Here is a 23706-nt window from a genome sequence, read left to right on the forward strand (position 1 = left end):
CCCGATTACAGGTGGGTTACCGTGGCGCGTGCCAGGCCACGCTGCTCCAGGAAGCCGAGCAGGTAGCGGTGGCCGAACGCCTTGGATCCGGATGCAAAGCCCGTCTTCGCCAGGTCGCCATCGAGCAGCTTGATCGCGCCCGCCGCATGGATAGCGCCGGTAGCGATGTAAGGCGTGGTGCCGTGCAGGGTAGCGCGCACGGATGCCAGCTGGCCACGACCGATCGCTACGTCGACGGTGCGCTGCACGGTGGTGCGCTCGCGCGGCGGCATTGCCGGAGTGGTGGAATCAACGATCTGCTTCAGCACCGCGTCCTGCTGCTCGCGCGGCAGGTTTTTGTACTCCGCCTCCCACTTCTGGCCCAAGGCATGCACTGTCCGCATCGCATTGTTGTCGTAGAAACCTACGCTGGAAATACAGCTGCGCACGCGGGAATCGCGCTCGAAGTAGACCGGCAGCGAGGTACCGCCCCATGGCAGCGAGAACACAGGCTGCATGAACGCAGGGTCATTGATCATGAACGAAGCATCGGCCGCGTGCGAAACCAGCTTCTTCTCCCACAGGTAGCAGGACTCGTGGCGGTAACCTTCGAAGATCGTTGCGGTGGAACCGACACTGATGCCGGCGCCGGTGCGTGGGCCGCGGCACAGGGTCGCCGTTTCCAGTGCATCCACACCATGGGTTTCCAGCGCCAGTTCAGCGGCGATTTCGGCGTAGGTGTACATATAAGCGTTCGATGGCGATACCAGCAGGCCGGCTTGGCGATACAGCTCGCCGAACTGGTCGCGCACCTTGCGGATGTAAGCTTGTTCGCCGGTGGTATCCAGGTAATGGCAGCCGGCTTTCAGTGCGGCTTCAACCGTCACCAGGCCAGAGTTGATGAATGGGCCGACAGTATTGCAGACCACCTTGGCGCCCTGGAAGGCTTTCACCAGCGAGTCGACATTGTGTTCAGCCTCGATGATTTCATATTCGGCCTGTTCCAGGCGAACCACGCGCTGCGACATCATTTCCTTGATGCGGCCTGCATTGCGGCCCACCGCCGTGAAAGGGATTGCCTGGTCGATCAGCCAATCCATGATCAACATGCCGGTGTAACCGCTTGCGCCATAAACTACGACAGGATGCTTAGCCATTTTTTTGTCTCCTAAACTTCAATTTAAAGAACGATGGGTCTTACCGGCGCCCATCCGGACCGTTTTCTTGTATGTACGTGATCAACGGCTGGCGAGGTATTGCGCCAGGTCGTCGATGTCCTGCTGCGCGAGCTGGCTGGTCACCGCCTGCATGGCGCCTGTCGGGTCGCGCCGGGCGCCGCTCTTGAAGCGAATGAGCTGCTCGCGCAGGTAATCACTTCCCTGCCCCGCCAGCCGTGGGAACTCGCCTTTGCCTTCCAGTTGCGCGCCATGGCATGCCGTACAGCCGTTGGCTTGTGCCAGCGCCGCGCCACGCTGTACTTGCGCAGCGTCGCCTTTGAAGGTCTCGTTGGGGAGCGGTTTGAGTTTCCCGAAGTGGGAAACCAGAGATTCCAATTCCTTATCGCTCATGCTGAGCGCCATCGGCGTCATCGTTGGATCGTGGCGCGTGCCATCAGCGAAAGACTTCAGCTGCTTCCTCAGATAGCCTTCCGGCTGGCCCGCCAGGCGCGGATAGACTTGGGAACGCGAATTACCTGCGACACCATGGCAATACATGCATGCGTCGCTATTGCGCGGCCAGGGTCCGGCGGCCTGCGCATCCTCCTTGGCGATCGAGTCGATCTGTTCGCTGAGCTGGTACAGGCCTACGAGTTCCGGCCCGTAGGTCACCCCAGCCACTGCGACTGCCGCCAACAGCAGCCAGCCAGTCAAAACAAGAATACTTTTGCCACGGCTACGTGGCTTCTTTGCGGCACTCATCATGCCCTCCTTTCATTGATTGCCTGCAGTGCCTGCAGTGCTGCTTTATGCCCGGAACGGACAGCGCCATCCATATAGCCCGCCCAGATATCCGCTGTTTCCGTGCCGGACCAGATCAGGCGGCCCGCAGGCGGGTGCAAGGCGTCGCCATACCTGGTCAGGAAATTGCGCGGCATGGCCGAAATGCAGGTCAGCGTCCATTTGTCGCACTGGCCCCAGTCATGGTCGTAATAGGCAACTGGATTCAGCGCCTCCTCGCCTAAGGCTTGGGCGTAAATGCGTGAGAGTTTTTTTCCCGCGGCCTTAGTGTCCGACGGCAGCCAGCTATTGACGACGAACGCATTGATTACCCCGAACGAACCGTCTTCCGGCGAATTGTCATAGGCCCACATGACCGGGCCTTTGGACTGGAAGATCCAGCCATTCAGCCCCTTCTCGCGCCAGAAGGCTTTTTTGTAGACGTGGGCCGTCTTGCGCGCGGGAGAAAAAGCAGGCCAGCGCTTTTGCATTTCATGGCGCTTGGCTGGCAGCGGCGGATCGAAAGTAATCTGGTTGCACAGGGGCGGCGACAGCGCGACGACAACGCTGCGGGCGCGGATCACTCCCTTGGGCGTATGGATGGCAACAGGGCCATCCCGCCAGTTTTCGATGCGCAAGACGGGCGATTCCAGCCGCACCTTGTCGCCCAGCGCTTGCGCCATCTTGATCGACAGGATCTGAGAACCGCCGGAAATGCGGGTCTCCTGCGCACCGCCCTTCACCGCCTCCAGGCGGTTGTAGATGCTGTCGGCGGAATTGACCATCGACAGCCAATGCAGCATGGAGAGACGTGCCGGTGAAGTGCCGCCCGAAAGAGCCACTCCGGTCGCCCACCCAAGCTGGTCCGCCGGTGCCACGTTTTTCTTGGCGAGCCAGTCGCCAACGGTCATCGAATCCAGTTCTGCCGCACGCGGCGATTTCCAGGGCGCGCCGCTCGGCACCAGCTTGGACAGCTCTTCCAGTTCGCCAGTCAATTTGCGGTCCGTATCGAAACCGCCAGTCGATTCCATTCTCGCGACGGAATCTCCCGCGATGAAGGAAGCCTTGCCATGCCAGTAAGCCGGGAAGGTTCCCACGCCCAGTTCACGCGCCAGGTCGGCAATCGCGGTCTGCCCTGGCCCTATCCATTGGCCACCGGCCTCGGTGAAATAGCCCTTGCCGAGGTCGTGATTCAAGGTACGCCCGCCTACGCGGTCGCGCGCCTCCAGCACCAGGAAGGATTCGCAGCCTGCTTTCTTCAGATCCCGCGCGGCGGTAAGGCCCGCGAGACCGCCGCCGATAATGACGATGTCGACGACTTCCTGTGCGCCAGACTTGGCCGAAGCGCCCGTGCCTGGCAGAGCCGCCGTTGCGGCGTTCACCGAGGCGATTGCAGTACCCGCTGCTGCCGCAGCAGCGCCAAGGAAGCCGCGTCGGGTCAGCGCGGGCCCTTTCATTTTTTCATCCATGATTGTCCTTTCGTTGGCCGCCAGCGACCGTGCCAAGCGCCTGCAACGCCGCCTTGTGGCCGGAGCGCACTGCGCCATCCATTGAAGTTGCCCAGATATCCGCCGTTTCAGTTCCCGACCAGATCAGGCGGCCTACCGGTGCATGCAGGACATCGCCAAACCGCGTCAGGAAACCCGGTGGCATGGGCGAAGCGCAGGTGAGCGACCAGCGGTCTGCCTTGCCCCAGTCGTAGTCGTGGTATTGAACAGGGTGAAGCGCCTCCTCACCCAATGCCTGCGCATAGATTTTTGACAGCTCGTCGCGCGCTGCCGCCGTATCGGACGGCAAGCCCCCGCTACGGACAAAGGCGCTGATGACGCCAAACGAGACGTCCTCCGGAGAATTGTCGTAGGCCCAGAGCACAGGGCCCTTTGCTTGCACAACCCACCCATTCAAGCCCTTCTCACGCCAGAACGCCTTGCTGTACACGTGAACCGTCTTGCGCATCGGCGCGTAGGCCGGCCAGCGCCGCTGCATCTCCCTGCGCTTTTCCGGCAGAGGAGGATCGAAGGCGATCTGGGTGCACAGGGCCGGCGACAGTGCGACGATCACGCTGCGCGCTCTGACCACGCCGGTGGGCGTATGGATTGCGACCGGGCCGTCTTGCCAGTTTTCGATTTTCAGCACCGGCGTCGAAAGGCGCACCTTTTCCCCAAGCGCCTGCGCCATTTTGATCGACAAGATTTGCGAACCGCCCGAGATGCGCGTTTCCTGGGCGCCGCCCTTGATCGATTCCAGCTGCTCGTAATTGCAACTGGCGGAATTGATCATCCCGAGGTAATGCAACAGAGATACCTTGGCCGGCACCGCACCTGTCGTCAGCGTCGCGCCCAGGTTCCAGCTAAGCTGGTCTGCTGGAGCGAGATTTTTCTTCGCCAGCCAGTCACCAAACGACATGGCGTCGTATTCGGCCGCGCGCGGCGCTGTCCACGGGGCGGCCGATGGCACCTGCTTTGCCATGGCTTCCAGCTCGTGACGCAGCTTGGCATCGGTGCCGAAGCCACCGTCGCTTTCGGCCGTTGCACGGGCATCGCCAGCCATCAAGGTCATCTTTCCCTGCCACCAGGTTGGGAAGGTGCCGACACCCAGTTCCTTTGCCAGGTCCATAATCGCGGTCTGGCCCGGGCCGATCCACTGGCCGCCCGCTTCCGAAAAATAGCCACCGCCCAGGTCATGATTAAGCGTCCTCCCGCCCACGCGATCGCGCGCCTCCAGGACCACGAAGGACTCGCAACCGGCGCGTTGCAAATCGCGCGCCGCAGTCAAGCCGGCCAGACCTGCTCCGATGATCGCCACGTCCAGCACTGCTCCTGCTCCGCTTGCGCCCTGCCCCCGCACTGGTGCAACGACTGCCGCCGCGGCGCCTGCGGCCGCCATTTTGCCGATAAAGCTGCGCCGACCAAGTTGCAGAGGTCCCGATTTTTTACTGCTTTCCACAACGTTCTCCCAATTACTGTTCTTCCGTGATCGGCCCGGCCATCGACGTCAACACCAATCCCGCATCGGTCTTCAGCACGCCGGTCAATGGTTCTCGGCCAATACGTTCAGTGAGCGAAAAGGAGCGGCCGTAATCACTGCTGCGCAAGACTGTTCCGCCCATGCCCGCCACGAGGATGCGGCCGTTGGACAACTCGGCAATCCCCGTCAAGGACTGCGTAGTGTTCGACTCCACCTGCTGCCAGCTCAGGCCATCGTCACCGCTGCGATACAAATGGCCGCGCATGCCGCATACCAGCAGTGAGCCGTCCACCAGCCCTGCGCCATACCAGAGCGAACCTTTTTGACCGGTTGAAACCGATTGCCAGGACTTGCCGCCGTCCGCCGAACGGAAAATGGCCCCCCCCTCTCCTGCGATGAACCAGGTGCCGCGTTTGGAGGCGAAGATGTGCAACAAGTGGCGATCCGATTCATCGCCGCTGGCCACCTGCAGGTTGCGCCAGGTACGGCCGCCATCCTGCGTCTCGATGGCCCAGCCATACTGGCCAACTGCGATGCCGTGGCTTGGGCTCGAGAAGAACAGCGACAGGATCGGCTGCTCGGCGCCCGCAGCGGAACGCAGCAGCGCCCAGGTCTCGCCACCATCTTCGGTGCCGAGCACCACGCCGTCATGACCAGCTGCAAAACCCTGATGTTCGTTGAGGAACTGCACGGTCGTCAGCATCGAGCGCACCGGCACCGACTTCGCTTGCCGGAACTGGAAACCTTCGTCAGCCAGCAGGATCACGCCGTGATCGCCCACCAGAACGGCGCGGTTGCCGGCGCGCGTCGCCGCCAGCAGCGGAGCCGTCACCGCATGGGCGACGCGCTCGGCCGACTGCAACGTGGGCCAGGCCGGGGCGGCGGCGTGCGCCACACCTGCACTGAAGGCACACGCCAGCAGCAAAAATGAATATCTGCGAATGTGATTCACAATGTGCCCTTTCAATGTTGCAGGATTGCCGGCATGCGCACCGGACCGCTGCGCGGGAAGAGCGATTCCAGCACCACGGCAAACGCAGGCAGCAAAGTAATCGCCATGACCATGTTCACCAGGAACATGAAGGTCAGCAGCGCGCCCATATCGGCCTGGAATTTCAGGCTGGAGAAGGTCCACGTCGCCACACCGACCGACAGGGTGATTGCAGTGAACACTGTTGCCAGGCCCGTCTCCGCCAAGGCCTTTTCCAGCGCTTGGGTGAAGGCCAGCCCATGCGACAGCTGTACTTGCAGGCGGTTGTAGATGTAGAAGGCATAATCGACGCCGATGCCAACCGCCAGCACCATCACCGGCAAGGTCGCCACGGTGAGGCCGATTTCCAGCTCTTTCATGAACCAGTAACCGATCCAGGTCGCCACGGTCAGCGGCAGGCAGCACGCCACCATTGCCCGCCAATCGCGGTACACCAGGAAGACCAGCGCGAGGATCGCCGCGTACACGTACAGCATCATTGGCGTCTCGCTCGCTTCCAGCACCTCGTTGGTCGCCGCTTGCACGCCCGCATTGCCGCTCGCCAGGCGCATATTGAAGCCGTCCATATGGTTGGCATCGCGGTAGGCCTTCACTGCCGACACCACCCCCTTGATCGTGGTAGCGCGGTGGTCCGGCAGGTAAAGGTTGACGCCCTGAACCCGGCAATCGTGCGAGGACAAGCCTGCAATGCGGTTGTTCACGCCCAGAAATTGCGAGCCAAGGCCGCGTGGATCGCGCGTCAGCGTCGCCAATTTCGGATGGCCCTCGTTCATGCCGGCGTTATAGAGCTTGAGCTGGCCCGCCAGCGAATCAGCGGAAACCACGCCCGGCACGCCCCGCATATGCCATGCGAATTCGTCGGCAAAGAGGAACTGGTCGGCACGTGAACAGGAATCGGCAGGGCCTTCGAACACCACCGTCAGCCAGTCCAGGCCCACGTCAAAGCGTTCGACGATGGCCGCTGCATCGCGGTTGTAGCGCGAATCGGCCCGCAGCTCAGGCGCCCCCGCCTGCAGGCTACCAATGTGACGTCCCTGGCTTTGCCAGAATGCCGTGACGAAGACCAGCACCCCAACCACGGTTACTGCCATCGCAAAGCGTGGCCGTGCGATACGGGCAATCACGCGCAGCCAGCCACTGTGCTTTTCCCGCCGCGCCAAAGCCTGTTTTGCATACTCCGAATTGAACCGGAAATACGATGCCGCTACCGGCAACATCATCAGGTTGGTGACGATCTTGAACGTCACACCGATGGCTGCCGTGATAGCCAGCTCGCGGATCATCGGGATCGGCACCAGCACCAGCGTGATGAAGCTGACCAACGCAGTCACCAGCGCCAGCGTGCCGGGAATCAGCAAGCCGGTGAAGCTGCGACGGGCCGCCTGCATCGAGTCAGCGCCGTTGGCCACTTCCCGCACGATGTAGTTGATCTGCTGGATGCCGTGCGAAACACCGATGGCAAACACAAGGAACGGCACCAGGATCGCCAAAGGATCGAGCCCGAAGCCAAGCAAGCGTAAAGTGCCGAACTGCCACACCAGCGATGCAAGAGAACAGGCCAATGGCAACAGCGTCAGGCGGATCGAGCGGCAGTACCAGTAGACAGCCAGACCGGTGAGCAGGAAGGCCACTGCAAAGAAGCGCGTCACCTCGCCCGACCGGTCAGCGATATCGCCAACCTGCTTGGCAAAACCGATTACCTCAATCTCGACGTTGCCGTTTTCAAACGGCTTGCGGACCTTCTCTTCCAGCAGGCGGTTGAATGCGATGTAGTCGAGCTTTTGCCCAGTTGCCGGGTCGGTGTCGGACAGTTCGGCCGTGACCAGCGCACTACTCTGGTCACGTGCCACCAGCGTGCCGATATGGCCGCCAGCAGTGGCGCGCTGGCGCATCATGCCGATCACGTCATCCGTGAGCTTCTCCGGCACGATGTCGCCACCGGCCACCGGTTCGGCACGGAAACCATCTTCGGTGATTTCGGTGAAGAACACGTTTGGCGTCCACAAGGAGGTGACGCTGGTGCGCTCCACGCCAGGCAGGTAGGTAACGGCTTCCGTCACCTTGAGCACCTGCGTCAGCGTGGCGGCGTTCCAGACCTCACCCTGGCGGGCATGCACAGCGATGGTCAATCGGTTTGCACCAAACAGCTCGGTGCGGTACTTGTCGAAGGTCTTGATGAATTCATGACCTTGCGGCATCTGCTTGTCAAAGCCGGCTTCCAGATGAAGCTGGGAGGCGAACCATCCCATCAACAGCGTCAGTCCGGCCAGAACCAGCAGGAAGGAACGACGGTGCGCGAACAGCGCCGTTTCCAAACGGAGTATGAGTTTCGCTAACATCAGAACGAGGACGACAGGCTAAAGGACATGAAATTGCGGTCGCGCATCAGGTTGCTGTTGCCACCGCCCCAGTTCTTGGTGAAGTCGACACGCAGCTTCGTTTCAGGCTTCACCTTGAAGTCAATCGTTGCGCCCAATACTGCCGCGCCCATTCCTTTCACAAACCCAGGCAGCGCCGTTGCGGACACGCCGGACACGCCTTGCGAAATGGCGATGTCTGGAATCAGCGAGGAACGCGTGCCGAAAATATTCGGGTAAGTCAGCGAAGCCGCCACCACCACGCCAGAAGATGTCTTGGTCGGCAGCGCGTAATCGGCCGTCACTGCGTAAGGAATGCCAGCGTTCTTCTGCAGTTTCGGGTAGTGCGCTACCGCGGCTTCCGCAGTGATCGTGCCTTCGCTCGCGCCAAAGGCTTGCAGCAAGCCGCCCAGTGGGCCGGATGGGGACATGATGTGAATCCCCGTCAGGTGCAGCTGGAAGTGGCGCGTATCGACCCAGCCCTTGCAACGTGTGCCCACTGGAGCCACTGTAAAATCGGCCAGCGCATTGCAGTAATAGGGATTGCTCGGATCAATCACGGAGCTCGGATCGATCGCCACCCCGTCATGCGGACGGTAGGACAACTCGGTACCGATTGCCCAATCGCCTGCCTGGAAGTTGTACGACACGCCGAGCAGGCTGCGCTTCTGGCCATAATCCTGGTAGGCCTGCCAGCCGAATGGGTTTGCCGGATTGCCGGAAACTTCATAGGAGGCGAAAGGAACCTTGTCGTTATAGCGGTAGTAGTAGATACCCAGTTCATCGCCTGATTCCGGCAAGCGATAGCGCAAAGCGACGCCGCCTTGCCAAGCAGTTGGGCGGTGGTCTGCCGAGCGTGGGATCACAGTCCCCGTGCCAAGCAGCGGGCCTGCCGGGTTGACATCGGCGCTCGCCAGTTCATCGAAACTAAGCATGCGGCCATAACTGTTGATGACGGTCGCAGTGTTGCCGATCGTCCCGTAAGGCATCGCCGGTACGCCTGCCTGCGCCAGCGCTGCATTCAGCACCGATGTTGGCAAGTAGATACCGCGCCCGCCTTTGCCGACAAAATTGGAGGTCGAGAAGAAAGTGCCCGGAGCATCAAAGGCAAAACTGTTCCACTTCCACTGGTAGTACGCCTCAATTCCCAGGCCAGGCGCCAGCGAAGAACTGAGCGAAACAATAGGCGAAGGAATGAACAGGTTTTTCAGCGGCGTTCCCGGCTGGTGCGCTGCAGGCACGTAGATCGGGTTGATCGCATTGATGCCGCCGGTAATGAACAGGTTCTCGCCCCAGTTCAGCACTTGGTTGCCGACACGCAGGCGCGCCTCCTGGCTGCCGATATCGAACTTCTTATTGATGTAGGCATCGAGCCAGCGAGGGTTGCTCTTGGCGAAATCCTTCGCTTCCGGATCAAGCGGCACGCGCTTGGTCTTGTCGATCGAGAAGTCCTGGTTCACCACCCCGCGCACCAAGCCGCTCCAGCCATCGCTGGCCCGTACATACAACTCGGTCGAAAACTGCAGGTTGGAGGAGACTACCTGGCCGCGCTTGTAATTCAGGTTGCCCAGGTCCTGGTTCAAGCGCAGCGTATCGAGGTTCATCGAGAACGCCACCGGATTGCTGGCCTGCAGCGGCGTCACGGCATCGCTCACGCAACCGCCGTTGTCGTTGCCGATAAAGCGGCACTGCGGCTTCGACGTTCGCACGGCAAGGCCGAACGATACGTTCGAATCGAGGTTGACGATCCAGTTGTTTTCCAGCGTCCACTGAGTGGCATTGGCCAGCCCGGATTGCACAGCCAGGGCGCCCATCACAGCATGTCGTAATTTCATGATGGTCTCCTTAGCGAGTGGTGGCGCGACGCAGGCCGTCAGGTTCAAAGACGGAAGACTTCAGGCGCCCTTCCCTTGCAGCAAGCCAGTCCGGCTCCTTGCGGCCAGCCAGCACGCGGTCCAGCACAACACGGTGGGAGAGATGGTCGTAGCTGCTGTTGGCAGCCCACACGCAGGCAGGAACTTCCCATGCCATGTACGGTCCCATTTCTGTGGTGCGCCATACCTTGCCTTGCGCGTCGAACATGTCCGCAACCAGGATGATCCAGCTGTCTTCATCGATATAGAAGGTCCGCTTGGGGAACATGTGGCGCATGCCTTCCTTCAGGGACGCCTCCACTACCCATACACGGTGCAGCTCATAACGCGAGTGGTCGCGGCTGAAGAACTTCGGCTTGACGACGTCTTCCACCTGGTTCGCGGGGGAGTTCAGGCGATAGGTGTTATAGGGGACGTAGAGCTCTTTTTTGCCCACCAGCTTCCAGTCGTAGCGGTCGAGCGGACCGTTGAACTGCAGGTACTGGTCGACCACCAGCAGGTTCTCGGTATTCAGCTGCGGCGCGTCGTACTGGTAGGTCGGCGCGCGGCGTACGCGGCGCTGGCTGGAGAAATACAGCCATACATCATTGGGTTTGGCGAAGTTGTACTGCGCCAGCGTGGCGTCGCCAGCGATCGAGGCTGGGCCGGTATAGGTGTTCAGCAGCTGGTATTCGATGCCGCCCGCATCGGCAACACCCTTATTGGAAGGAGACCACATCGGCGACATTTCCCACTCTTCCTGGACGATGGCTTCGCCGATACTGTCGCTGCCCTTCGGTGGAATAAACCCCGCGTGCGTGATATGGAAGCCCTCTCCACGCCAGTGCAGCTTGTGGTTCCAGACCGCCTCCGCGCCATTGCGCGGCATTGGGAACGGCACGCCGGTGCCAAGGACTTCGGCAATATCGTAGCCATTGACAGCCATCTTTGCGCTGCTCGCGTTCTTTTTGCTGCGCTCGTAGTAGAAGTCCGGATAACCGCAGGAGCGATGGGTCGCATAGATGTCCATGCGGTAGCCGGGAACGCTCTTGATCATCTCAGCCTGCCCCGCGGCCAGCTTGTCCTTGTAGCGATCGACATTGCTTGCGTCGATCGAGAAAAGGCGCTTTTCACCCGCATACGGATCGGGACGCGGCGAGCCGGTCTTCCAGCCGGCCGGCGCTTTCATGTCGCCACCGGTCCATGCCGGAATCGTTCCTTCTTTATTGCCCGCACGCTCGGCGCCGACCGGCGTCAGGTCTTTGCCGAGGCGCGAAACATCCTGGTCAGCGCCTGCTGCGCCGGCCGAACTACCCAGCACAAGCAAGGTGCTGCAAAACACTGTCTTGAGGCTCACCATCGTCTCCTTAGTAAATCTTTGTAGGACAACAAACCAATCTTAGGACAAATGTACAAACATGAATCTAAAAAAAACCGCGGACTACTTTGTCCCGCTGCCCGCAACTGCAACTGCACGGATTTCGATCACCAGTCCAGGCAAGGCCAGCTCAGTAATCCCAACCGCCGTCCACGATGGATAACGCTCAGGAAAAAACTGGTCCTTGACCGCCGAAAATGCCGGCACATCGGCTTGCAGATTCGTGTGGAAGGTCGTCAGTTCGACCACGTCGGCCAATGTGGCGCCTGCATGTTCCAGAATGTATTTCAGATACCCAAAGGCCAGCGTTGCCTGTGCTGTGATGCCTTCAGCTGGTTTCATTTCCGCATCCAGGCCAACCTGGCCGGAGACCCAGATGGTGTCACCGACACGAGTCGCAGGAGCGAAGTGAAAACCGTCATACAGCGCCTGGGTACCCGGCGGAATAATTGCTTGGCGTTTCATACGTAAGCCTTTCGTGAAGTAGGAAGCTTGCGAGAGATCGCGTTCTGCTCCGCGCACTCCAAAGCGCAGTATGCGTAATACAACTCGACGCACAGCGAAGACCAGGCCAATCCCGCAAGGATGTAGAAAACTATGTGTTCGGCATCACCAGGAATCTGGTAAAAGTCGTAGATGCTGGCGATCGCTTGTGTCAGGATCAGGACGACGATGACACCTGCAGCGTGGCCACCTTCTCCCGCATTGAAAAGGCGCTTGGCGAAATACGCAAGATAGAACGAAAAACCCGTCCACATCACGACATAGAAGACCGGTTTGAACGGGGCGAGTGACGGCACTGCGACCAATGCAACCGCTCCTGCAAAGGACAAGGCAAACAACCATGCATCCACCTTCAGCGAAGGTTTGAACCTGTGCGTGATAGCCATCAAGCCCAACGTCGTCACAATCGGAATACCAAAGGCACGGGAAAACGCATCGCAGAAATAAGAGATGCTGTAAGCCCCCTGGATACCGGCCAGCGCAAAGATCAGGAAGTTCGAGCCGGAAAAGGTCACGATCAGCCATTCAAGCCCCAGCAGATAGTTGCCACGCTTGAGGAACTTGATGCCGTACACCAGCGATGTCAGCACCAGCACCGAAGTCGAAAATAAGAGCAAATCAGTTTTGAAGTCCACGTCCATTCTCCTTTGAGTCGCTTATTCCTGTGTCCAACCGTTGCGGTAGAGATGGCCGGCCAGCACCCCCAGGCGCGACGTCAGGATGTAGTTTTCGCCGTCCTCGATCAGGGCCGAGCGCACGTCTCGGAAGATTTTCTCGATCGGGAATTCCTGCGTGGTGCCGTTGGCGCCAAAGAGCTGGAAGGCCTCATGCGTAATCTTCATGGCCTCTTCCGTCACACTGACCTTGGCCTGCGCGGTGACGTAAGGGTGGCTTTGTGGTGAGATGCGTGCGAAGGAAAGGCTGCGGCGTGCTGTGGCGCGCGCCATCTCCAGGCGGCGCAGCATTTCGCCAATGCGCAGCTGCGTCATCTGATGGTCGATGAGCAGCGCCCCGCCCTGTTTGCGCTCGTGGGTATAGGCCAACGCCAGCTCAAACGCCGAACGAGCCGCACCAACGAATACTTGGCACATATGGGTGCCGGCGAAAGACCACATCGACGCCAGGTTGCCCAGATATTCCTCTTGCAGCGCGATGGCAAAGCGCTTGGGCACCTTGACGTTATCAAAGTAGATCTCGCCTTGCGGCAGTCCGCGCTGGCCGATCTTGGCCAACGGCTTGCCGCGCGTGATACCAGGAAGGTCCAGCGGCAGGATCATTGCGATGCCATTGGTGAAAGTAGGATTAGCACCATTGTTATGGAAGCCGTCACCATAGTCCGCAGCCATATAAGCCAGGGCCACCTGTGCCACAGAGCCATTCGAAATCCAGGCCGAAGTCTGGCCATTGATGACGATTTCATCGGCGCCTACCTTCGCGGTCAGGTTGCCGACCGGCTGCTTGCCCTCTGCCGCCAGCTCTTCGCGATACAGGATGGCCGCATCGGAGCCGCGATCGGGTTGGGTGTTGATCCAACAGCCGATCTTGCCGGTACACATATCGATCAGTTCCTGGTCGCCGACCGACTGCGCCATCATCAACGGCGCGGCAGCAGCACCAATCGATACGGCCAGGCCCGAGTCGCCCCAGCCCATTTCCTCGCCGATCAGCGATTCGATACGCACAGCGGTTTCAGGCGGGAATTGGGAGATCAGTTGCGGGTCGAGGCCCAGCTTCGCCGCCTCGAACATCGCGGCCCAGTACGGGGAGGATGGAGCAATGACTTCTTCCGGCGTCATACGGTCAAGCTCGCGGCCAACCGGGCGTAAAACGTCGCGCGCCAGGCGGTGAACGGTGTGCTGAATCGCGTTTTCTTCTTCACCCAGTGGGGTTTCGAAACCGCTCAGACCAGCCAGTGGCAATGCAGTGGATTTGTACAGGCGAATCATTTGGTGCGTCTCCTTTCAATGTTGGCCACCAGGTCACCAAGCCCCGGTAACTTTCTTCATTGTAGGACAGAGTACCAAACATAGGACAAAAGTACAAAGTAAATCTGAAAAGTGTTGCGGCGCGGCTTCGCCAGCCACGCCGCAGGAGATAAAACAGGGGGATGTCAGGCCAGGAGAGACTTGACCAGGGTGTGCATTTGCTCGTCGAGATCACGCAGATAACTGCGCCGGCCGCGTCCACCGCCAACCTGGAATGCGATACCGTCGGCCATGGCGATGAGCAGCGTTGCCTTCTGCAGGCACTCCTTGAGTCCCAAGGAAGGGTTAATGCGATTGATGAGCGAGCCAATCTCGTGCGTCAGCGTTTCGTACCACTCATCCAGGAGCCGCGAACACTCGGGATCGACTGCCGCCAACGATGCGAAATGGCACCATAACGATGACCCCTCGACGTTTTTCACGTCGAGCAGTACTCGCGCGACCAGCACTGACAATGTTTCGCTGGGCGGCGTATCGGCAGCCATGGCGCTACTCAAATCAGCCATATAGGCCTCTACCACCGGTTCAACAACCGCGCGCAATACAGACAGCCGAGTCGGAAAGTAGTACTGCAGGTTGCTGATACTGATGCCCGCGCGCAGCGCAACTTCGCGCAAGGTAAATTCCAGGCTGCCGCCTTCGAGCAGAAGCTTGCGCGCAGCCTCGATGATTCCGTTGCGCGTACGCTGGCCTTGCGCCCGCAAGTCGCGACGCACTGGTTCGTCTGAAGTTTCCTTGGCAGCCCGACGCTTGCGCGCAGGACGTTCATCGGTTGAGACTGTCATTGTCATTCTATCTAAACATAAGAAATGCCATTGTTATGTTTATTGACCTAAGAAGTCAATGGCCGCGCTGCTCCAGGGCGCAGTAAGCATAGAACAGTTCCAGGCAAAGATAGGCCGCCACAGCGCCCTCGATCATGAAGTAAAACATGCGATTTTGCGCATCGACAATGCCAGTAGAGATCACGATGACCTGTATGCCAAACAAGGCAAGCGCAACACCAATCGCATGGAGATACTCGCCAACGTCGGCCAACCTCTTGGCGAAGTACCACAAATAGACCGAGAACGCTGCCCACGTCCCGATGCGGACACATGGCTCCAGCCAGTCGATTGCAGTCGCAGATTCAAGCAATGCCGAGCCAACGAGTACGAAGCTGAGGAACAGCAGGCTGGCGCGTGCAGAGGGCCGGTAGTGGTGTGTCACAGCCATAAGCCCGGCGGTTGCGACGACAGGAGTGCCAATTCCCCGCGAAAACACATCGCAAAGGTTCGCGATGTCGTAAGCAGCCAGCACGCCATAAAGCCCAAATAAGAGAAAATTCAAACCTGAGAAGGCCAGGATGAACCACAAACTGCCTAGCAGGTAGTTTCTTTTGCCTAACAACGCCCAACCCGATGTGCTGGCAATCGTTACAAGGAGTAAAGTGGCCAGTGAGAGCGCGAAAGTTTGGATGTCCATGGCGGCACCTGCAATCTGAGGTTTATAGGTACATGTTAGCAAACTTAGGACAATAAACCAAACAAATAAAATGGAGCGACAAATGAATACCTGTCGCGAGGTTCTACGTTTGAATGTGGACGGCACGTACTTGGGGCGGAAATTCCTTGCGTATCGCGCTCAAACAAGCCTGCTCATCGCGCTAACTGCCCTATTGGGTGCCGGCGAATGGGTACTCGACTACATGAATGATCCTGCCACCGCCGGCAACCTAGTATGGCCGCGATTGGCGTTTGTGTGGATGATCATCCCAGCATGGGGAGTCTGGCGCACCAACAACCATAGGCTCGCCGCCCTCATCGCACTATTCGCCTTGGCCCTGGCGCAGTTTCATGACATCGCGATCCTGAAAACGCAGTCCGGTGAATTGACCGCAGCGGTCATGAGCTCGATCTTCTATCCAATGGTTGCAGTGTTGCTATGCCTGGGCTTTTCGCTATTTGTCAATTGGGCGGCATTAGGATTGGTATCAATCAGTCCCTTCCTTTTAGCGACGACTGGATGGCTCGGATACTTCCCATATCAGCTGTATGGCATGGTTATCTGGCCCACCTCGATTTTCCTGGCGCTCATTTGCGTGGCATTCGCGTTCGGCGATCGGCGCCGGCATCTGCTTGAGAAGGCGCTCGAGAATGCCTCCAACACGGATCCATTGACCGGCGTGGCCAACCGCAGGCACTTCCAGCACTTGCTGCAGCGTGAGACTTCACGTTTCTTGCGTACGTCGCATCCCTGCACGCTTCTGATGCTCGATATCGACTATTTCAAGCACATCAACGACACCTTCGGCCACCCCACCGGAGACCACGTAATACAAACGCTGGCCAATTTATGCAACAAGACCTCACGTGACGTCGACATCGTCGCGCGGCTCGGGGGCGAAGAATTCGCGATCCTCATGCCGGAAACCGGCCTTGATGGATCAGCGCACCTGGCAGAGCGAATCCGCCTGCAAGTACAAGAATTAAAGTTGCGGAGCCACTCGGGCCAGGAATTTCAGTGGACGGTGAGCATAGGCATCGCCAGCTTGGAATTGCCGGTGCAGACTGGCAAAGATCCCGCTGGATTGGGAGAGCAGCTCATGGCGCGCGCAGATGCTGCACTTTACGACGCCAAGGACGCGGGACGAAACTTGGTCAGGTTTGCCAGTTGATCCGCGCTATATCGACGATCGACTTGAAATGCCTTTAGTGTGCAGTATGCCTTCGTTCTGGCGGAGGAAGTGTCCGTCGAACCTGGATAGAGAATCCCGTTCTTCATCACTCCATTCCCCTAACTATCCACCTTTTAGCCCCCTTGGGAACGACAGGGGGGCGCAATTCGATCAAGGAAAAGTGCCTACGCAATGCCTACGCAAAGAAATGGCCCTAACGTCAGATTTCTTAAAAAGGCTTGATTTTGCTAATTTCATTATATCGAGTGAAGCATCCAACCCTCGGCCAAAGAAGCCGATGGTCTACGGCACGCCGACGACGCCCCCCATAGCACACTTGGTCTCTCATAGGGGGAGAGTGAGGAGGAAGGTGGCCTGCCCTACAGGAGTCGAACCTGTGACCGCCGGCTTAGAAGGCCGATGCTCTATCCAACTGAGCTAAGGGCAGAGACGCGGGCAAGGCGATGAAAACCGTTGCCGCAAATGAAAAGCGGGTTGTCCGAAGACAACCCGCTCGAGGAATTTCTTGGTCGGAGTACAAGGATTCGAACCTTGGACCCCCTGCTCCCAAAGCAGGTGCGCTACCGGGCTGCGCTACACTCCGATGAACGAATAATACCCCGGCGAGGCATCATTCGTCAATGTCACGGCGGCAACTTTACGCTGCCAGCGCCGTTTCAACTTTATCGGCGATGCGGCGCGCCATGCTCTGCGCTTTGTCGGCGTCGCGCGCTTCGACCATCACACGGATCAGAGGCTCGGTGCCGGAGGCACGGATCAGCACGCGGCCGGTGTCGCCCAGCTCGGCTTCCACCTTTTCTTTTTCCGCAACCATGGCGGCGTTCTTGGTCCAGTCGAAGCCGGCCTGAACGCGCACATTGATCAGGGTCTGCGGGAACAGCGTGACTTCGCCAGCGATCTGCGCCAGGGTCTTGCCGCTGCGCTTGAGCGCGGACAGCACTTGCAGCGCGGAGATGATGCCGTCGCCGGTGCTGTGCTTGTCCAGTGCCAGCAGGTGGCCGCTGCCCTCGCCGCCCAGGATCCAGCCTTTTTCCTGCATCACTTCGAGCACGTAGCGGTCGCCGACTTTGGCGCGTGCGAAGCCGATGCCCTTTTCTTTCAGCGCCACTTCGACGGCCATATTGGTCATCAGGGTGCCGACTGCGCCGGCCACGCCGCCATTGGCTACGCGGTCCATCACCATCACGTACAGCAGCTCATCGCCGTTGTACATGCGGCCGGCTGCGTCGCACATGATCAGGCGGTCGGCGTCGCCGTCCAGGGCGATGCCGAGGTCGGCTTTGTGCTCCAGCACGGCTGCGGCCATGGCTTTAGGCGCCGTTGCGCCAACGCCGTCGTTGATGTTCAGGCCGTCCGGCTTATTGCCGATGGCGACCACTTCCGCACCCAGTTCGTGGAAGACGTGCGGGGCGATATTGTAGGCGGCGCCGTGGGCGCAATCGACCACGATCTTCAGGCCGCGCAGGTCCAGCTCGTTCGGGAAGGTGCTCTTGCAGAATTCGATGTAACGGCCGGAAGCGTCGTCCAGGCGGCGGGCGCGGCCCAGCTTCTCCGGCGACACGCATTCCATCGGCTGCTCCAGCATGGCTTCGATGTCCAGCTCAACGGAGTCAGGCAGCTTGGTGCCCTGGTCGGAGAAGAACTTGATGCCGTTGTCCTGGAATGGGTTGTGCGAAGCCGAGATCACGACGCCAGCCTGCAGGCGCAGCGCGCGGGTCAGGTAAGCAATGGCTGGGGTCGGCATCGGGCCGGCCAGTTTCACATCAACGCCGGCGGCGGCGAAGCCGGCTTCCAGCGCGGCTTCCAGCATATAGCCGGAAATACGGGTGTCCTTGCCGATCAGTACGGTAGGACGGGCAGTGCCGGTGCTGGCGGTCTTGGCCAGCACTTTGCCCGCGGCATAGCCGAGGCGCATGACGAAATCAGGGGTAATCGGCGCCTGGCCTACCAGGCCGCGAACGCCATCAGTACCGAAATATTTACGTGCCATATTTTGTTCTCTTCCTTTCTTAATGAGCCGCCTGCCACACGCTCAGTGCGTCGACGGTCTCTGCTACATCGTGCACCCTGACGATCTGGGCGCCATGTGCGACTGCTGCCAATGCGCCGCCGATACTGCCGGCCAGGCGCTGCTCAACCGGCTTGCCGGTGACCGCGCCAATCATGGACTTGCGCGACAGGCCTGCCAGCAGCGGCACGCCGAGCTCGGCCACCATCTGCTTGCCGGCCTTCAGCAGCGCGTAATTTTGTTCAACCGTTTTCCCGAAACCGAAGCCGGGGTCGATCCACAGGCGCTCCTTGTCGATGCCAGCCGCCGTCAGGACGGCAATGCGTTCGGCCAGGAAATCCGTGACTTCGCGCACGACGTCATTGTACTCGGGGTTGGATTGCATTGTTGTAGGATTATCAAGCATGTGCATGATGCACAACGCACAATCGCTATCTTTCACGGCTTCGATCGCGCCGGGAGCGCGGAAACCGTTTATATCGTTGATCATGTCGACGCCTGCGAGTACCGCTTCGCGCATGACTTCCGGTTTATAGGTGTCAACGCTGATGGCTTTGCCGCAGTCGCGCAGGGCGAAGATGAGGGGCATGACGCGGCGCAGTTCTTCGTCCAGCGACACGGAGGGTGCGCCGGGGCGGCTGCTCTCGCCGCCGATGTCGATGATGTCGACGCCGTCGCGGATCATCTGTTCGGCATGGGTGATGGCGTAATCGAGGCTGGCGAACTGGCCGCCATCGCTGAAGGAGTCAGGCGTGGCGTTGAGGATGCCCATGACCAGCGCGCGGCTGGTAGGGAAATTGAAGCGTCCGAATTTATGAGGCATAAATAAAAAGGGCGAGGACCATGCCTCACCCTTTCATAACAAATCAGATCATTAAGCTGGGGCGGTGGCGTTCGGGTTCGGGTTGGAACCGGAACCGCCGTCGTTGCCTGGCTGCTTGCGGATGGTGGTGCCGGCCTTCGGTGGGCGCGGATCCTGGCCAGCCATGATGTCGTTCACCTGGTCCGCATCGATGGTTTCCCATTCCAGCAGGGCCTTGGTCATCACTTCGACTTTTTCGCGGTTCTCTTCCAGCAGCTTGCGCGCCAAGGCGTATTGCGAGTCGAGGATGGTGCGGATTTCCGCGTCGACCTTTTGCTGGGTCGCTTCGGAGATGGTCTTGTTGGCGCCGCCCAGCCAGCCGTCATTCTGGGTGTCTTCGTACACCATCACGCCCAGCGCATCGGACATGCCGTACTTGGTCACCATGGCACGTGCCAGCTTGGTGGCACGGGCGAAGTCGTTTGACGCGCCGGTCGACATCTGGCCGACGAAGATCTCTTCTGCGATGCGGCCGCCGAACAGGATAGAAATCTCTTCCAGCATCTTGTCCTTGTAGCCCGAAATATTGTCGTGCTCTGGCAGCTGCCAGGTCAGGCCCAGGGCCCAGCCGCGCGGCATGATGGTCACTTTATGGACCGGGTCGGCCTTCGGCAGCAGCTTCGCCACAACGGCGTGGCCGGACTCGTGGTAAGCGGTATTGCGGCGCTCTTCCTCGCGGATCACCATGGACTTGCGTTCCGGGCCCATGAAGATCTTGTCCTTCGCATCTTCGAAGTCGATCATGTCGACCAGACGCTTGTTGCGGCGCGCGGCAAACAGTGCGGCTTCGTTGACCAGGTTGGCCAGGTCGGCGCCGGAGAAGCCCGGGGTGCCGCGTGCCAGGATGTCTGCTTTCACGTCGGTGCTGATCGGCACTTTGCGCATGTGGACGTTCAGGATCTGTTCGCGGCCGCGGATATCCGGCAGGCCCACGGAAACCTGGCGGTCGAAACGGCCCGGACGCAGCAGCGCCTTGTCCAGCACGTCGGCACGGTTGGTCGCGGCAATCACGATCACGCCGGACGAAGCTTCAAAGCCGTCCATCTCAACCAGCAGCTGGTTCAGGGTCTGTTCGCGTTCGTCGTTACCGCCGCCCATGCCGGCGCCACGATGGCGGCCAACAGCGTCGATCTCGTCGATGAAGATGATGCAAGGCGAATGCTTTTTGGCGTTCTCGAACATGTCGCGCACACGGGATGCACCCACGCCGACGAACATTTCAACGAAATCCGAACCGGAAATCGAGAAGAACGGCACCTTTGCTTCGCCCGCAATGGCGCGTGCCAGCAGGGTTTTACCGGTGCCTGGAGGACCAACCATCAGCACGCCGCGTGGAATACGGCCGCCCAGTTTCTGGAACTTGGTCGGGTCTTTCAGGAAGTCGACGATCTCGGTCACTTCCTCTTTGGCTTCGTCGCAACCCGCCACGTCGGCGAAAGTCACGGTGTTGTTGGTTTCGTCCAGCATGCGCGCCTTCGATTTACCGAAGGAGAACGCACCGCCCTTGCCTCCGCCCTGCATTTGTCGCATGAAGAAAATCCATACGCCGATCAGCAGCAGCATCGGGAACCACGAAACGAACACTTGTTGCAGGATGCCTGGCTCTTCAGGCGGCTTCACGTCGAAACGCACGCCGTTTTCGCGCAGGTCGCCGATCAGGCCACGGTCCAGGAAGGTGGACGTGGTGCGGACTTTGGAATCGTCGAGACGGGTGGCGGTAATGGCGCTGCCTTCGATCACCACCTCTTTGATGCGTTTCGCTTTGACCTCATCCAGAAGATCGGAATATTGGATGGCTTTTACGCCGCCGGAAATGCTGTGACTGTCAAATTGCTTAAACAGCATAAATAACAGCAAGGCCACGACGACCCAAATAGCCGATTTAGAAAACATGTTATTCACGAAAACTCCTTGGATGCGCGGGCGCACCAGTTACCTGTAGCAGAAATCCGATTTTACTCGTTAAACCCGGGCCATGCTACAGACAGGCCCAATGGTGCACACTCCTGCGCCGGATATGTGGGTTTTTCCGGTCAAATCAAGGGCCAAATTAACATTATTCCAGCGGATTTTTCAGTCCGCGCCCCAGAAGGAAGATTTCAGACGATTTATCGCGGCTGGCTTTCGGCTTTTTCTGTACCACGGTCTTGAATTCGCGGCGGAATTTCTCGACGATCTGGCTGAATCCCATGTCCTTGAAACATTTCACCAATAAAGCGCCACTTGGCTTCATATGGTGCTGGCTAAAATCGATGGCGATATCGATCAGGTCTTCCATTCGGGCCGCATCGGCCACCGAGATACCGGACAAATTGGGCGCCATATCGGACAAAACAAGATCGGCTTTCCGACCTTGCAGCACCTCGGCCAGCTGGTCGAGGACCTCCTGCTCGCGGAAATCGCCCTGGATAAAGTGCATATCGGCGATCGGCTCCATCGGCAGGATATCCAGGCCGATCATGGTGCCATTGATACCGCCATCTTCTTTGCCCGCCAGCTTGCGGCGCACATATTGCCCCCAGGAGCCGGGAGTGCAGCCCAGGTCAACGATCACCTGGCCGGGCTTGATCAACTTGGCGTCTTCATCGATCTCTTTGAGCTTGTAGGCTGCCCGGGCACGGTAGCCGTCCCTTTGGGCGGCCTTCACATATGGATCGTTAATATGGTCGTGCAACCAGTTTTTGTTTAATTTGTTCTTAGCCATTAGCGTAGAATACTGCCTTTAAGAGAAACCTATCCAAAAATAACTATGCTGAACCTTACCCCTGCCGAACGCAGCGTCCTGCGCGCCGAAGCCCATGGCCTGAAGCCAATCGTCCTGGTGGGCGAATCCGGCCTGACCCCTTCCGTGATGAAGGAGATCGAGCTCGGCCTGGACTCCCACGGCTTGATCAAGGTGCGCGTTTTCGGCGACGACCGCGAAGCCCGCATCGGAATGTACGAAACCATCTGCGAAAAGACTGGCGCGGCGCCGGTCCAGCACATCGGCAAGCTGCTGGTGCTGTACCGTCCGAAAGTGGATGCTGAGAAGTCCTCTTCCGGCAAGGCCGGCAAAGGCATGCGCATGGTGACCATCGTCAAGCCAAGCGCTTCCGGCACCAAGAAGCCATCCGTGAGCAAGGTCCTGCTGAAAGGTAACGAACGCGTTACCGCCGGCGGCACCATCAAGCGCGTCAAGAAGAAAGTCGGCACCAAGAAAACTGTCGCTTAGAACCGGTACCCCAGTGTCAGACCCGAAGGGTCTGACACTTGATAATCGGCTGTCGCAGGCCAGGTGTCTGACCCTGCGGGTCAGACATCGATGTACCGGTTTACTGCTTCCAGACCAGCCAGCCTGCCAGCAGGCTTTGCACCAGGTAGATGGTGCTCGAAATTCCATGCAGCTTACCGAAGCTGCCGTCATTCGCAGCCTTGGCCGCGGCCATCATCGGCTGCAGGCCGAAGTGCGACGCCACCGTGCACATCACCATCGCCACCACGATCAGCAGCACCGAGCGGCGCCGCTTTGGCGTCCAGTCGCGGGTGCCGAAGAACAGCAGCACGCCCATGGCGGCGCCGCAGCCCAGCGACAGCATCGCTTCGGCATGGAACATCAGTCCGGCAATCGAACCAGCCAGCACCCGGTCCAGCGACGCAAACAGGGTCGGCGCGACCAGGTAGCCAACCGCCCACAGGCTGCCGGCCCATAGGGCGGCCACCAGCAGGCGTACTTTAGCCAGCATCATTAAATGTAGCGGACTTCGAGGATTTCGTATTCGCGCGGGCCGGATGGGGCCTGCACTTCAACCACGTCGCCGGCGTATTTGCCGATCAGGGCGCGGGCGATTGGCGAGGTCACGGAAACCTTGGCCATTTTCAGGTCAGCTTCATCGGTGCCGACGATCTGGTAGCTCACCTTGGAGCCGGACTCCAGGTCTTCCAGGTCCACGGTGGAGGCGAACACCACGCGGCCTTCCGCGTCCAGGGTGGTTGGATCAACGATCTGCGCCGAGCTCAGCTTGCCTTCCAGTTCCGCGATACGGCCTTCGACGAAGGCTTGGCGCTCCTTGGCGGCATCATATTCTGCGTTTTCGGACAGGTCACCGTGCGAGCGCGCTTCGGCGATGGCATCGATGACAATGCGGCGTTCCTTGGTCTTGAGCTGGTGCAGCTCGTCTTTCAGGAGTTCGGCGCCGAATTTAGTCAGTGGAACGGTATTCATGTCAGTC

Annotated in this window: 21 protein-coding genes and 2 tRNA genes; 2 read left to right on the forward strand and 21 right to left on the reverse strand. The window is 59.5% G+C overall.

Features of this window, described 5'->3' with window-relative positions:
• Window positions 1-5: 5 nt before the first annotated feature.
• The 13 genes from AC1RTP_RS17420 to AC1RTP_RS17480 form a co-directional block, all read right to left on the reverse strand.
• Window positions 6-1136 (reverse strand): saccharopine dehydrogenase family protein, encoded by a 1131-nt coding sequence (locus AC1RTP_RS17420; RefSeq protein WP_155453037.1) that lies wholly within the window; start codon window positions 1134-1136, stop codon window positions 6-8.
• 81 nt (window positions 1137-1217) lie between these two features.
• Window positions 1218-1901: a c-type cytochrome gene (locus AC1RTP_RS17425; RefSeq protein WP_498608953.1), complete on the reverse strand. Its 684-nt coding sequence runs from the start codon at window positions 1899-1901 to the stop codon at window positions 1218-1220.
• Window positions 1898-3385: a flavin monoamine oxidase family protein gene (locus tag AC1RTP_RS17430; protein WP_498608955.1), complete on the reverse strand. Its 1488-nt coding sequence runs from the start codon at window positions 3383-3385 to the stop codon at window positions 1898-1900. Before AC1RTP_RS17430 ends, AC1RTP_RS17425 begins: the two co-directional genes overlap by 4 nt.
• Window positions 3378-4802, reverse strand: coding sequence for a flavin monoamine oxidase family protein (locus tag AC1RTP_RS17435; RefSeq protein WP_498609096.1), 1425 nt, complete (start codon window positions 4800-4802; stop codon window positions 3378-3380). Before AC1RTP_RS17435 ends, AC1RTP_RS17430 begins: the two co-directional genes overlap by 8 nt.
• Before the next feature lie 73 nt (window positions 4803-4875).
• Entirely contained in the window at window positions 4876-5835 is a 960-nt protein-coding gene (locus AC1RTP_RS17440) for a WD40/YVTN/BNR-like repeat-containing protein (RefSeq protein WP_498608957.1), read from the reverse strand.
• An 11-nt stretch (window positions 5836-5846) separates the two neighbouring features.
• A complete protein-coding gene (locus tag AC1RTP_RS17445; protein ID WP_498608958.1) occupies window positions 5847-8213 on the reverse strand; it encodes an efflux RND transporter permease subunit in 2367 nt (788 codons plus the stop codon).
• Window positions 8213-10066 carry a DUF1302 domain-containing protein gene (locus AC1RTP_RS17450; RefSeq protein ID WP_498608960.1) on the reverse strand — a complete coding sequence of 618 codons (1854 nt, stop codon included), beginning with the start codon at window positions 10064-10066 and terminating at the stop codon, window positions 8213-8215. Before AC1RTP_RS17450 ends, AC1RTP_RS17445 begins: the two co-directional genes overlap by 1 nt.
• Before the next feature lie 10 nt (window positions 10067-10076).
• Window positions 10077-11444: a DUF1329 domain-containing protein gene (locus AC1RTP_RS17455; protein ID WP_498608961.1), complete on the reverse strand. Its 1368-nt coding sequence runs from the start codon at window positions 11442-11444 to the stop codon at window positions 10077-10079.
• An 81-nt stretch (window positions 11445-11525) separates the two neighbouring features.
• Window positions 11526-11927: a RidA family protein gene (locus AC1RTP_RS17460; RefSeq protein WP_498608963.1), complete on the reverse strand. Its 402-nt coding sequence runs from the start codon at window positions 11925-11927 to the stop codon at window positions 11526-11528.
• Window positions 11924-12601 carry a hypothetical protein gene (locus AC1RTP_RS17465; RefSeq protein WP_498608964.1) on the reverse strand — a complete coding sequence of 226 codons (678 nt, stop codon included), beginning with the start codon at window positions 12599-12601 and terminating at the stop codon, window positions 11924-11926. The genes AC1RTP_RS17460 and AC1RTP_RS17465 overlap by 4 nt, the downstream gene beginning before the upstream one ends.
• Before the next feature lie 21 nt (window positions 12602-12622).
• Window positions 12623-13912 (reverse strand): acyl-CoA dehydrogenase family protein, encoded by a 1290-nt coding sequence (locus AC1RTP_RS17470; protein WP_498608965.1) that lies wholly within the window; start codon window positions 13910-13912, stop codon window positions 12623-12625.
• 164 nt (window positions 13913-14076) lie between these two features.
• Window positions 14077-14736 carry a TetR/AcrR family transcriptional regulator gene (locus AC1RTP_RS17475; protein WP_498608967.1) on the reverse strand — a complete coding sequence of 220 codons (660 nt, stop codon included), beginning with the start codon at window positions 14734-14736 and terminating at the stop codon, window positions 14077-14079.
• Between the two features lie 55 nt (window positions 14737-14791).
• Window positions 14792-15415, reverse strand: coding sequence for a hypothetical protein (locus tag AC1RTP_RS17480; protein WP_498608969.1), 624 nt, complete (start codon window positions 15413-15415; stop codon window positions 14792-14794).
• 82 nt (window positions 15416-15497) lie between these two features.
• Here AC1RTP_RS17480 and AC1RTP_RS17485 point away from each other — a divergent pair, with 82 nt between their 5' ends.
• Window positions 15498-16607 carry a GGDEF domain-containing protein gene (locus tag AC1RTP_RS17485; protein WP_498608971.1) on the forward strand — a complete coding sequence of 370 codons (1110 nt, stop codon included), beginning with the start codon at window positions 15498-15500 and terminating at the stop codon, window positions 16605-16607.
• Between the two features lie 371 nt (window positions 16608-16978).
• Here AC1RTP_RS17485 and AC1RTP_RS17490 read toward each other — a convergent pair.
• The 6 genes from AC1RTP_RS17490 to AC1RTP_RS17515 all read right to left on the reverse strand — a co-directional run bounded on the left by AC1RTP_RS17490 (window position 16979) and on the right by AC1RTP_RS17515 (window position 22202).
• Window positions 16979-17055: transfer RNA gene (locus AC1RTP_RS17490), tRNA-Arg, on the reverse strand.
• 79 nt (window positions 17056-17134) lie between these two features.
• A tRNA-Pro gene (locus tag AC1RTP_RS17495) sits at window positions 17135-17211 on the reverse strand.
• Window positions 17212-17265: 54 nt separating this feature from the next.
• Window positions 17266-18618, reverse strand: coding sequence for a phosphoglucosamine mutase (gene glmM, locus AC1RTP_RS17500; protein ID WP_498608973.1), 1353 nt, complete (start codon window positions 18616-18618; stop codon window positions 17266-17268).
• 19 nt (window positions 18619-18637) lie between these two features.
• Window positions 18638-19459, reverse strand: coding sequence for a dihydropteroate synthase (folP, locus tag AC1RTP_RS17505; RefSeq protein ID WP_498608974.1), 822 nt, complete (start codon window positions 19457-19459; stop codon window positions 18638-18640).
• Window positions 19460-19510: 51 nt separating this feature from the next.
• Window positions 19511-21400, reverse strand: a complete 1890-nt coding sequence (gene ftsH / locus AC1RTP_RS17510; RefSeq protein WP_498608976.1) for an ATP-dependent zinc metalloprotease FtsH — start codon at window positions 21398-21400, stop codon at window positions 19511-19513.
• Window positions 21401-21554: 154 nt separating this feature from the next.
• Entirely contained in the window at window positions 21555-22202 is a 648-nt protein-coding gene (locus AC1RTP_RS17515; RefSeq protein ID WP_498608978.1) for an RlmE family RNA methyltransferase, read from the reverse strand.
• A gap of 45 nt (window positions 22203-22247) precedes the next feature.
• On the opposite strand from AC1RTP_RS17515, the gene AC1RTP_RS17520 reads away from it, so the two are divergent.
• Window positions 22248-22709 carry a YhbY family RNA-binding protein gene (locus AC1RTP_RS17520; RefSeq protein WP_498608980.1) on the forward strand — a complete coding sequence of 154 codons (462 nt, stop codon included), beginning with the start codon at window positions 22248-22250 and terminating at the stop codon, window positions 22707-22709.
• Window positions 22710-22809: 100 nt separating this feature from the next.
• Here the strand turns inward: AC1RTP_RS17520 and AC1RTP_RS17525 are convergent, their stop codons facing one another.
• The gene (locus AC1RTP_RS17525) at window positions 22810-23223 is read right to left on the reverse strand and encodes a DUF4149 domain-containing protein (RefSeq protein ID WP_498608981.1); all 414 of its coding nucleotides are present in this window, start codon (window positions 23221-23223) and stop codon (window positions 22810-22812) included.
• Window positions 23223-23699 (reverse strand): transcription elongation factor GreA, encoded by a 477-nt coding sequence (greA, locus tag AC1RTP_RS17530; protein ID WP_498608983.1) that lies wholly within the window; start codon window positions 23697-23699, stop codon window positions 23223-23225. The genes AC1RTP_RS17525 and greA overlap by 1 nt, the downstream gene beginning before the upstream one ends.
• Window positions 23700-23706: the final 7 nt, after the last annotated feature.

This window comes from Pseudoduganella sp. GW821-FHT11H04, from assembly GCF_058807935.1.